Below are 12,327 nucleotides of genomic sequence, written 5' to 3'. Positions count from 1 at the left end.
ATTACCCTATAGTTTATATTAATAATTCCAGTACTTGATAAAGTAGCCGTTGATGAACAGCGTGTAGAGCATCTGCATCGAAGGTTCGAAGTAGAGCGAGTTCGTCGACTTGAACGGAGTAGCAAGGATTACATCGTTGCAGGCTGCGGTATTGGCAGACAAAGCCGCGTTAACAGTCCACAGCGAGCAGAATGCACCGCGGAAATGGGCGCCACCCAAACCGGCCTTGGGCTGTTCACCCTGGTAGATATACTTGATCAGAGTCTTGGTGATATCGCCACCCGTCGAGGTAAAGGCAAAGTTGGCAGCCGTTTCGGCCATGGTCTTTGCACGGTCGTCACCAAACCAGTTGTAGTCCCACATTATGCGAAGCGGGATACGCACGCCTTCGAGACCAAAGTAGTCGCAGAGCTTTCCTGTCGAAGAGTTGTTCTCCGGGTTCGTCGGAATGCCGTCCGCATTGCTCCAGTCCGGCCAGAGGCCGTTACCAGCAGCCTGAACCTTGAGCATATAGGCGTAAGTCGCATCGAGAACCTGCTGCCAGGCGGCACTGCGTTCCGTGTCGTACTTAATAGCGAGACGGAGGGCTATCAGCGAGAAGTAGCTGGTATTGTAGACATAACCGTCGTTCATGTGCAGGCCGTCGTTACCCGGCATAAACAGGTGCGTGGTCGCATTGACTTCGGTGTTGTAAATGGCACCGGCGATGCCCTTGGCGTAATTCAGGTATTCAACATTACCCGTTTCGCCATAGGCAAGGAACAAGGCCGTCATCACGTCCAGGTCGGCATCCGTAGCAGAGCCACCCGTTGCGTCGGCGGAGAATCCTCCCTTGAATTCGTCGCCCTTGACCATCCACTTCATAAAGAAGAGACCGTCTGCAGCGCTCACCGGGTACGCCTGGTAATACTTGAACAACCTGTTGAACTTTTCCCAGTCCTTCATGAAGTAGGTAATCAGCATACCGTAGCCGATACCTTCGGACACCGTGTTCAGCGGAGAGTCGAACTTGATACGGGCGGAACCCTTCAGTTTTTCCACCATCGCGCCAAGGTAAGGTTCTTCCGAGGCCGGGACTTCCTCTTCGTAAGTCACGTAGAACTTGGCAATCCAGTTGTTGTACATCGTCTGCACAGCCAACTGGTTCGGTGTCGGGAACACGGCATAGTAAGTCGAAGCGCCGGGATCCACCACGGGAGCAGAACTTTCGCTAGACAAAACCAGTCCGGGATTTGCGTCGCTCGAAACAGCGGGAAGGCCCGGATCAACAGATGCGCTGGAAGCAATACCGGGATCAACCGCGTTGGACGGCGAAGAAGATTCGTCGGAACATGCCATCAGCATAGCCGTAGTAACACCCAATACCGGCAGAAGATACTTTTTCATAAATAGCCTCGAAAAAAAAGTCAAAACACTCAATCTATAATTTAATTAAAAAAAGCAAAAAAATAAAGTAAAAACGCGTTTGCATGTACACAAATGGAACCGATGTGAATAATCGCACACCGGCAACCAGGCCTCGGAACTTTATGGCACAAAAAAATGAACCCCGTCCGAAGACGGGGTCCTGAAAGTCTACTTCAAGTAGAAATTACTTGAGGAGGATCTTCTGAGTGAGGTTTGCACCGGCAACGCGAACCATGTACACACCAGCGTTGAGGCTAGCGAGGTTCATTGCGGAAGCGGTAGAACCGCTCATAACAACCTGACCCTGGAGGTTCAGCACTTCAGCCTTGGCAGCCTTAACGCCAGAGAAGGAGAGGGTGCGACCAGAGAGGGTGGCCTTCACAGAAGAAGCCTTAGCGACGCTACCGATAGCATCAGTCTTGCCAGTGCCGCATTCACCGGACCAACCGAGTTCGGCGATGGTGAGGGCACCCTTCACTTCGGCAGCAGTAGAGTTCTTCAGACGGATCTTCAGAGAGACAGCCTTGGTCTGAGCAACGGTGATCGGCTGCTTAGCCTTGTCCCAACCGTCCTGCTTGAACTTTGCCCACGGAAGATCGAGGCTGCTGGTCGCAGAGCCCGTAGTAGCAGGCATAGAGGTGTACCAGGAGTCGTAACCGTTAGCAGCTTCGTCCCAGCCGAGTTCCATCTGGAGAGCCTGAGAGCCAGTCCAAGAATAGACAACGCAGTAACCGGCGTGAGCGGAAATGTCGATCGGGGTTTCAGCCTTGGTCCAGTTGAAGCCGATACCAGCGATAGCCGGAGTAGAAGCGGCACCACCAGCGGCAGACATCGTCACCTGGAGACCAACGCCTTCAACGAGGTTACCGCCCGCGATGATGGAACCATCAGTTGGATCGGTAGTGATGAGCTTGTAGGTACCATCCGGGTTGGTGTCGATCGGATCGAAAGACATCACCTGGCCGTCCTTTTCGTCGCCAACGTAGGCGAACCACCAACCACCGGTAGATTCGTAGCAAGCTGCACCGTAGTCGTCACCAGTCTTGTCGCAAGCAACCGTTTCCGGGACCTGGACCTGGTATGCATCAACATCCATGTTCCACAGGGAACCTGCGGCCAGAGATGCGCTAGCGGCAGCAAGGCCGAAAATAGCAAGATTTTTCATAATTCTCTCTCTTTGTTAGGGTTTATTGTTTATGTGGCTATAATATAATTCAAAAAAGGATATTTGTCTCGCAAAAAAAACTTTACAGGATTATTTGTGGGCAAAATCACTTTTTCTTAGCGTTATACTTAATTTCGGGCCTCAAGACCTGACCTACCGTCACCAAAAGGGAGACGACGGGGGCCTTGTGGTCACCCGAAATGTCATAGAGCGCCATTCCGCCAAATCCGTTGTCCTTGACAAAAGTCGCCAGAGACTTCATTGAAGGAATTCCGTTGAAGACGATCGTTTCGGAGGCGCTTACCGCCACCTCGCTCTGGGTCGCCTCGTCGAACGTGACCTGATAGTCAGGAGTGTCGAACACGTTCATCAATTCTTTATAGGTCAGGTAGCCTTCGTTACCGCTTCCGGAACCCTGATGGCTGGAGCCGAGACCCGTAGCCCCCAGGAAGGTCTTTCCGTACATGGGAACGACCGGGACCACCTTGTCAGCGGAAATTCCCGCTTCGGCGTATGCCTTCAGGACTTCCTGCGCATAGGAGAAGTCGGAATTGGGCTTGACACTGGATTCCTCTTCGCTCATCTGGTCGGTCAGCATGACCATCGCCGTAGCGAGCTTGGAAAGGGCTTCTGCCGGGTAAAGCTTAGCGGCATCCGGAGAACCGGCCACCGTCGCAGAAACAGTCACGCCTGCATCGGCAAGGGCTGTCACCATGGCACCCCAAGAGGCATATTCTTCCTCTTCGGCGGGCATCCAGTCCAGTTCGATGCCGGCAATGCCGTACTGGTCCACCAGGGACTTCGCGGCTTCGGCCAGGGCGGCACGGGCTTCTTCACTAGAAGCAACGGCCTTCATGACCTCTTCGTTACCGACTCCGCCCACATTCACCGTGAGGCTTACCTTCTTTTCCTTGGAAAGGCTAGCAAGCTTTTCGAAGTTGGGATTGTCGTTTTCGTCCGAGTTAGAAAGGCTGGAGCCGTCTTCGCTAGGAATAAAGTAGCCGTAATGAATGTTCGTCAGGAATTCGTAACGGACATCTTCGGGGGTAAACTGGGAATACTGGAGCCAGTTCGGGAAATATGTTCCTACCTGAAATTCAGCTGCAAAAAGCAGCGCAGCGGAGCATCCTAATGTTGCAATAAATTTCTTAAACATATCGTCACCCTTTCTTAATTTGCAGGAGTTTCACCAGATTCTTCTGCAGCAGGTTCTTCAGTGGAAGGTTCTTCCGCAGCGGGCGCAGCGGTTTCTTCCGAAGCCGTTTCCGCAGCAGCAGGATTCTCTTCTGCAGCGGGTTCGGTCGGTTCGGGTTCAGGAGGGTTCGCTACAAGGAGGCTGTCCTGAACTTCGCGGATACGAACAAGGCGTTCGCCACCTTCGTCATTCCAAATCGGATAAATCTGGCCATCCGCCGCATTCTGGCAGAAGTAGTAGGAGCTGTAGTCCATGATTCGGGGCTTTGCACCCAAGGTATCGGCCAGGTTCACGATTGTCGCCACCTGCTTTTCGATCGAGGCAGCCTTCGAAACGACCGTCTTGCCCGCCTGCGGGTTACCAGCCGGGATCGTAATGTCGGCGGCAGCACAGGCACGGTAGGCGCGACCGTCAAGGATTCCGAACGCGGCATAATGCATTGCGTAAAGATCCGGATCGTACACGAAGTTATCAAGATAGGCAACGTCTTCGGCAGCACTGGGAGCACCACCAATCTGCTGCTTGTTGAAACGGAGCACGATTGCCTTCTGTTCCTTGTTGAGTTCGGCAGCACCTTCCCACATGGATTCCGGGTATCCGGCCATCAAGAAGGCCTTCTTGACCAGGGCTTCGTCGGCAAGGAACGCCTCGTTGTCGGCATTGTAGAGCGCCGTAGCCTCGGCCTTGGTATCGTTATTTGCCATGGAATCCAGTCGAGGCTTGTTGTCTTGGTTACGGAGCCTGTCGATAATCTGGAAATACTTGACATCGGGATTCAAAGCGAGATAAGTATCGATGTCAAAATCGGAAGGCATCTTGTAGTAGGCGATGTCATGGACACCGTTACCGGCGTTAGAGGTCTTGACAGCCATATCACCGGAGTCTACGGAGTAATCTGCGCAGGCACCAAGAACCAGGGCCGTTCCGATCAGTGCGAATTTTACTTTTTTATTCATATTCAAATTCCCCTTAGAAGTTGACCGTCACGTCAGCCATGATAATGTTCTTGGAAATATCGAGCTTAGCCGAGCTGGTTGCACCGGTAGCCATATCCATATTCATATAGTCGATGGTGTTCGTCAAGCGGCCGTACTGCACGGTAGCGTAGGCACCGGCACCCAGCTTGTAGCGAAGTCCAGTCAGGAGCAACATTTCGGAGGACTTGTCCAGGACGCCCATGTACGGCACGCCGAAATCGAGGCTCAGCATCTGGAAACCGGTCAACAAGGCCACCTGCTTCCAGGAGAGGTCGAGACCGGCCATGATGCGGGAGCTAGAACGTTCCAGGCCATCCTTTTCGTTAGCCATCTCGTAGGAACCGCCCAGCTTGACGCCAAGATCCTTGGAAAGGTTCGCGAGGCGGGCCACGTCGACATTGAGGCCACCGCCTACACGCATATACTGCGTGCCAGTAGCGAAATCAGTCGGATTTTCCAGGAGGTTGACCGAGTCGGCCATATAGAGGCCGAAGACCACGCGGAACGCGACAGCGTCGTTCCACTTGCCGTTCAGGTCGATATCGCCACCGGTACGGTTCGGAGTAGCGTAACCGTAGGGCATCGCGATGTTCGTAGACGGATCAAGCACCGTTGTCGTAGCGAGCAGGTCGGTACGCTTCAAGGTCATGTTGTTGTATCCGTTACGATAGTACTGAGCGTACTTGAAGTTGTTGTAGAGGCGGTTGTATTCGGATTCGTAAATGGTCGGATCCTTCACCATCATGTTCGAGGAGTTCAGCGGAACCGATTCGTACATGGTGAAGTAGAGGTTTTCGAGAGAACCCGAACGGACACCGGAAAGCAGTTCGTCGGCCATGGGAGTCGAGAAGCTTGCATCGCTGTTGAGCACCGGGATGTTCGACAGCACGGCAGGAGTCATGGCGAGTTCAGCCTGGAAATCCTTGTCGACCTTGATCACGTTCGCCTTGGCATCGAAATCAATGGAGCCCATAGAAGCGTCGGCATAGAGGTTCACCCTCAAGGCGCCCTTGTTCTGAGCCGTAGCAATCTGGTCCATGCTAGCCTTGATTTCGGTCGTTGTCCTGTAGCTGAAGTAGCCACGGTCCGCATTGACCGAACCATCGGGATTCACGACAGCGGCAGTATCGACAAACATCGCCTTCTTCTCGGTCACCTTGTATGCATCCTGGTAGACGCTCCAGTAGGACAGGGCGTATTCCACATCGATACCGAAGTGGAAATCACCCGGCATCAGGCGCTTGGAATCAAAGCCGAGTTCGAAGCTGAGCACGTTGTTCAGATCGTAGTAAAGAGTATCGAGTGCGGTATACATGTTGACCGAACGGGAGCTACGGACGCGGTCGAAGGTGTAGACTTCGTTCACGCCGAGCGTAACGCCGCTCAGGTCCACGCTACCGGCAATGGCCGTCATATAGCGGTCAGACTGGTCAAAGTCGAAGAAGACCTGGTCCTTTTTCTTGGCCACGTTGCGGATACGGGCCAAGGTACCGTGAAGTTTCACGTCATCAAAGGCACCGAGCTGTCCCGTGGTCACCTCGACATTCGCACCCTGCATCAGACGGTCGTTCGAGCCGTCCAGATTCTTGTCGGCCATGACTTCGGCACGGTGTTCAGCAAGGATCGTCGGTTCAAAAATCAGATCCGGCATCGGCTGGTAAACGGTCAACGGAGTGTAACCCACGCGCATGTGACCCAAGTTGAACTTCATGTGCTTATTGAGGCTATAGCCGTCATAAGACCACCAAGTCGTAATGGGAGAGTTGTTGCCTTCGCGGTGAGCGTTCTGCCAGTCCTTGTGGAAGCGCAGGTTGAACTTCGCTACGCTTTCGGAGCTGGGGCGAACGGAGAACACCATGTTCATGCGTGTGTAGGCAGACGCTTCGTCCAACTGAGAGTCCTTAGTCAAGTCGTCCGAAGAAATCGTCGAGTGCAGGTAACCCGCCTTGGCATTACCGTTGATGGCAAAGCCGAGCGCATTGGCCTCAAAGTTCGTCAGCTTTTCGAGCAGGCTCAGCTGGCGACCTTCGACAGAAGTGGTATCCTTGGCTTCTTCCTGAGCGAAAGCTACAGAAGCAGCAAGCATCGAAGAAAGGAGGACCGATTTATAACCCATAAGCTTCAAATCTTTATTCATTGTTTGCCTCCCTTAGAACTCTACGTTGATTGTAGCCTGAAGGATGCTACGGGTGAATTCATGTTCAAGTTCGGTCGCCTGAGATTCGCGGTTCTCGATAGCGACATAGTCAGGAAGGTTCGTCTCTGTTGCCGGCACAAAGCTGTTGTCGCTGGCACTGTACTCGCCACCCAGCAAGGTTCCACCCAGGCCCACGACCGAGTAGGTATTCTTGACGGTAGCCTGTCCGTAATTGATGGCCAACCAGGCATGCGGAGCAAGCGTGTAGTCGAGACCGACCATCCACTGCATCTGCTTACCCGTCATCACAGGAGCCACGGAAACCTTGAGGTTGCTCATAGCCAGTTCCTGCATCAGGGCACCAGCCGCATTGAGTTCGGCGTTGATCATCTGGAAGCCGGCAGAAATACCGAGGCGCTTCCAGTAGCGGGCATAGAGACCGGCATTGATGAAGTCCGTCTTGAACTCGGCACTGGAAATGGAACGTTCGGCATGCTTGTAGCTACCGCTCAATTCCAGCGGCAAGCTAAATCCGAGCAGGCCAAGAACATCGATCTTGGCACCACCGCCGAATTCCGTGTAAGAGGCAGCATCGAGGCCGCCCATACCGGCAACCTGGTCCATCTTGGTGAACAAGCCCTGAACTTCAACCAAGTTATCCTTACCGTAACCTGCCACCAGGTTTGCGCGGACACCGGTACGGTTCGTGGTCGCAAGACCGTTGGGCAAGGCCATCTGGATGTTGGCGTCAGAGAGTTCGTCGATCAGGGCGAGTTCCTTGCGGGTGTAGGTCGCCGTGGTGTATGAGGTCTTGGAGTACGGAGCAATGTTGTAGCTCTTGGTCTGGCCATTTTCCATACCGGCGTCATCGTTCGTCAGGTACTGGGAAACGGGAGAATGCTTCGGCGTAAAGAAGTAGAGAGCGTCGAAGGTGGAATACAGCGGAGCGTACGGACCGTACTTGGTCAAGTCGGCATCCTTGTCGGAGTTCATGACGCGAGTCGCGATGAAAGACGGGGACTGAGCAAGAGAGTTGTACCAGCTAGAGTCGTTGCGGATGTAATCCACGGAGACCTTGGCCATCCAGCTATCCGTCTTGTAACCGACATTCAGGTTCGCGTTAATGGCGAGGCCCTTCTCGATTTCGTCTTCGGAGGTAATGGTACGGAGCGTATCGTAGATGTTTCCGGCTTCATCCCTGAAAACAATGGGACCTTCGGCCATAGCGGGATTACCCGCTTCATCGAGAACGGGCAAGTTGTATTCGTCATACTGAGGCACCATGCCAACGGCAACCGCCGAAGCTTCGGTGTAAATCTTGTCCATCGAGTAGGCGACTTCACCGGTCAAGTCGGCGATCAAGCTCTTGTTGCCCATGAGTCCGGCAATGTCGGCACCGATACGGCCAGCAATCACCTGGGTGGACTGAGGCAGGGAGTCATGGAAGTTGATCGGCTTCCTGATATAGGTATACCTGGAGTCAGAACCACCGTTAGCCTTGTAAAGGTCGTTCTTGTAGTAGGTGTAGGCCTTGGAGTCTTCGTCATCCCAGACATCCAGGAAGGTCACACCGAGCATCAGGTTCTTGTTCAGAGGATACAGTTCCAAGTTGGCCGCCAGGGCGTACTTGTCAAATGTACCTGCCTGAGAAGCGCCCCAGATATCTTCGCCGGGGAGGAGGTTGCCTTCGGCACCGGTCGTATCGAGACGTTCGGCGCGGCGGAGGCGGGCAAAGAAACCTTCAGCACGGAGTTCACCCAAGGTCGGGCCCATGTCCGCACGGAACTGGAGGTTGAGACCCTGCAGATTGCGCTGGTTGCCTTCGATAAAGGCTTCCTTCTGAGCCATCTCGCGGTTACGTGCAAAAATCGTCGGTTCGTACATGATGTCGACGCCGGGCATGTACACGGTCAACGGAGAATACTGCTGACGGAAATCACCCGCGGTCCAGTGGAAATTCTTACCGATGTTGCCTTCGAGGTTAATCCAGGGGGCATTCACCATGGTAGCGGAGTTCGCGAAGTAGTCCTGCATGCCTGCACCCAGGCGGAGCACGATATTCGCCCCCACAAAATCCCACGGACGGAAGTGCATATCCAGGTCTAACTGGACAAATTCAGCAATTTCGCGGTCCGGGAGCGTGTTGAAACCGTTCACGTCCTGGTCGGATTCCACGTTGGACTTGTTGTAGACGGCACGGACCGTACCGCCGATATCGACACCCTTGCGGGACTCGATGGCGTCCACGGTACTGTCTATCTTAGCCTGATTGTCGGCAATTGCGGTAGCAGAAGCGATTGCGGAAACAGAGAGCAAACCAAAAATGAGTCTTTGTAACATACTTAACCTCTACTAGAACCACATCTTTGTTTCAACAGCGAAGTAATGGCCCTTCCAGTCGTTTTCCGGGAGGAATTCGTCGGAGCTGGTCATCCACTTGTAGCGGAAATGCAAGCCTGCGCGGGGAGTGAAGTCCCAGTCGAGACCGAAACCAAGAGCTGTCTGTGTAATGTTAATCGGGGCTTCTTCGTAAATGAAGGCGCCGTTCTTATAAGCGGCCGTGTAAGTCGAACCCTGCTTCGGCAGGTTGGCGTCGACCGTACGGATAACATAGGCGTTGGGGGCGCAGATCTTTTCGAGGCCGAGGATCAGCAAGCCGTGAATCGTGGAGGTGATGGCCACAGCCGGTTCAGACTGAATGAACAAGTCCCAAGCGAGCATGTCCTTCTGGTTTGCGCTGTAGGCAAGCGGAGAGAAGGAGGTGGAAACGCCGGACAGAGCCGTATAGACGGACATCATGATATTACGCTGGATACCGAAGAAGTGACCCACTTCGTAACCGGCATCGAGAACCAGGCTGACGTTCCACTTGACATGCTGCGGAGCTTCTTCGGTAGCAGCTTCTTCGGCGGAGTTATAAGGCACGAAGCCTTCCCAGAGTTCCCAGGTACCGCCGCGGAGACCACCTTCGAGGTTGTTGAGCTTGTTGGTGGACTTGGCACCCACGCGGGCCACATTACGGGCCTTGTCGTTACCGTTACCGGAGTCAGCCGTATAAAGGGTCTTGAACTTGGTCCAGGAGTTGGAGGATTCCCACATGGCACGGCCGTTCAGGTTGTACTTGAAGTCGATCATGTCGTCGCCCTTTTCGATCTGGCGATGAATGCCGTACTGCACGTCGAAACGGCCGAGTTCGATCTGCGGTTCCACCTTGATATTGGCACCGACCATGTTCGGACCGTAGCGGAAGGTACCCGCGCCGACATAGAACTTGTCCTGGCGCCAGGTGCGGTAGCGGGACGGATCAGTCATACCGAAGGGAGAATAGAAGTCCGGAGTCAAGTAGACCGCTTCGAGAGTGATGGGTTCCCAGTGCTTGTCCTGGGCCTTGATGTAGAGGCCGAAAGCCGGAGAGGAACTGCCGCTGGAGTAGTATTCCTTTTCGTTCTTGGCGTAGATTTCGTCACTTTCGATCTGCTTGAACTTCGTGGAATCGTCCCAGCTCAAGGCGAGGTCCATCATCAAGTAGAACTTGGGAGTGAGGTTACCCTTGATGTCGATAGAGGCCACATGGTTGTCGACAACGTAGGCGTTTCCGTCGGCATCCTTGAAGGAGTATTCCGGTTCGTAGATAGCGGTATTTTCGAAATCGACACCCATATAGTTCGCACCGACGGTCATGTCGGCACCGGCCACCTGGATCTTTTCCTTGGCGATGCGGCCGTGATAGACCATACCGTCAAAGTCGTAGGTACCGACCATTTCCAGTTCGCCCGGCTGGCCACCCAACATTCTGGTACCGTCGCGGGTCGCGATGTCGGCATCCATCGGCTGGGACAGCATGAACTGAGCCTTCATGTTGTACGGCAAGGTGTGCACATCGAGGAAGATACCACCGAAGGAACGGTTGGTCCAGAATGCACGGCCACCTTCCTTGACCGGGTGGAAGTTCTTTTCTTTATAGTAGGTACTCACGACCTTTTCGTCTTCGAAGGTTTCGTACTGCGAAGCGAAGCGGGCCATGGTTTCGCGTTCCCACATGGTAAGGGGGCTACTATTCGCCCAGATAACGCCACCGGCCTGGAGGGTCGCACCAAAGCCGCCTGCACGGATATCGATACCGGCCAGCATGTTTTCGTTGGTGGAAACACCGTAGTAGTCGGTCCAGTGGTCAAACGGGACGCGCTGTGCGTGGTTGAATTCGCCGGAGTTCGGAGCAGTCGCGTTGCTGTTCTCGAAGTAGCCGGAGAAGTCGAACGGCAGGTAGAGGTTGGAGAACACCGTCAAGAACGAAGACGGGGAAACGACGATACCCACGTTCAGTGCAGACTGGATGAGCGTACGCTGACGGTCGTTCATCTGCAAGTCGGAAGATTCGTAATAGTCGAAATGCTTGAGGCGGATGGTCAGGTCGCCCGAGATGGCAACCGGACGGTCGTCCTTACCGACAACGGTAGAAGCGGCATATTCCGCCAAGGAGTCCATGCGGGCATCCACACGTTCCAGTTGTTCTTCGGGAGTTTCGACAGCCCATGAAGCAGCGGCCAATAAGCCCAAAGCTAAGCAGCTTATTCTTTTATGCATGAAAATCCTCATTAAAACTCATTGCGGAACGGATAGTTGGCCGGGCCCATGTATTCAGGCATCGTCTTCTTGATGACGATATCATCCAGCCAGACCTTAAACGCGGTGTTTTCGTCTTTACGGACTTCGATACGGAAACCCTTGAAGTTTGCCCAGCTGAACGGGAGCATGACTTCGCGGGTGTTCTTGGCATCCCAGTACACACCGGTCTCGCCGAAGGTCTTGAGGGGGATGCTGAAGTGTTTCCATTCCTTGGTAATGTCACCGAAGCTCTTGGAACGGAGCTTCACCTGGAGGGATTCGCCGTTGCTCTTGACGCCGTCGTCCAGAAGCACAAACAGGGCGTTTTCACCGCCTTCGGCACCCTTGATCCAGAATTCCAGGGCACCATCTTCGAAATACGGGGTCAGGTCGACAGAACCCGCAATACAGATAGCCACGCCGGAATAGTCACTGGCAATAAGTTCGACCTGCATTGCCAGATCGCCTTCCATGGCACCGGCGGCATCGGTCATAAACGGTTCGGGGTTTTCACGGGGATACTGGTAGGTGTATCCACCGCCGCGAGGAATGCCTTCGCGCATCACAATCGAGGCGACATCCTTATTCTGCTGGAACGGCTTAGGTTCCTTGGGAGTAAAGCGCAACACGTCACGGTCGCGGTAATCACTAAAACTAGCCGAAGCAATGGACACTGATGTCAAAACTGCAGCGATAGCAAAAGATGGTATTCGCATAGAAAATCTCCAATCATGCGGAAATTTAATTTATTTTTCTCATAAACGAGTGTTAAATTACTTTAATAAGCCACATTTCCGCACTTTTAGCCATGGTAAGTATAGATTTTTAAAGGCGACAAATA

General features: G+C 53.7%; 8 protein-coding genes. All 8 read right to left on the bottom strand.

The features are described 5' to 3' along the window. Positions 1 to 18: 18 nt before the first annotated feature. Positions 19 to 1,386 (bottom strand): glycosyl hydrolase family 8, encoded by a 1,368-nt coding sequence (locus tag BUA93_RS09985; protein WP_139257966.1) that lies wholly within the window; start codon positions 1,384 to 1,386, stop codon positions 19 to 21. 205 nt (positions 1,387 to 1,591) lie between these two features. Continuing rightward, on the bottom strand, positions 1,592 to 2,572 hold the full coding sequence (locus tag BUA93_RS09980) for a T9SS type A sorting domain-containing protein (protein ID WP_072979028.1): 981 nt from the start codon (positions 2,570 to 2,572) through the stop codon (positions 1,592 to 1,594). Positions 2,573 to 2,678: 106 nt separating this feature from the next. Continuing rightward, the gene (locus BUA93_RS09975; RefSeq protein ID WP_072979027.1) at positions 2,679 to 3,728 is read right to left on the bottom strand and encodes a glycoside hydrolase family 18 protein; all 1,050 of its coding nucleotides are present in this window, start codon (positions 3,726 to 3,728) and stop codon (positions 2,679 to 2,681) included. A gap of 14 nt (positions 3,729 to 3,742) precedes the next feature. Next, on the bottom strand, positions 3,743 to 4,723 hold the full coding sequence (locus tag BUA93_RS09970) for a hypothetical protein (RefSeq protein ID WP_072979026.1): 981 nt from the start codon (positions 4,721 to 4,723) through the stop codon (positions 3,743 to 3,745). Positions 4,724 to 4,736: 13 nt separating this feature from the next. After that, entirely contained in the window at positions 4,737 to 6,881 is a 2,145-nt protein-coding gene (locus BUA93_RS09965) for a hypothetical protein (RefSeq protein ID WP_072979025.1), read from the bottom strand. Between the two features lie 12 nt (positions 6,882 to 6,893). Further along, a complete protein-coding gene (locus BUA93_RS09960) occupies positions 6,894 to 9,221 on the bottom strand; it encodes a hypothetical protein (RefSeq protein ID WP_072979024.1) in 2,328 nt (775 codons plus the stop codon). A gap of 12 nt (positions 9,222 to 9,233) precedes the next feature. Beyond that, a complete protein-coding gene (locus BUA93_RS09955) occupies positions 9,234 to 11,465 on the bottom strand; it encodes a hypothetical protein (protein ID WP_072979515.1) in 2,232 nt (743 codons plus the stop codon). Positions 11,466 to 11,476: 11 nt separating this feature from the next. Continuing rightward, positions 11,477 to 12,202 (bottom strand): CIA30 family protein, encoded by a 726-nt coding sequence (locus BUA93_RS09950; RefSeq protein WP_072979023.1) that lies wholly within the window; start codon positions 12,200 to 12,202, stop codon positions 11,477 to 11,479. Positions 12,203 to 12,327 lie beyond the last annotated feature (125 nt).

It is taken from the genome of Fibrobacter sp. UWH4, assembly GCF_900142475.1.
Lineage (GTDB): Bacteria > Fibrobacterota > Fibrobacteria > Fibrobacterales > Fibrobacteraceae > Fibrobacter.
This window is presented reverse-complemented; position numbering and strand designations above follow the sequence as displayed.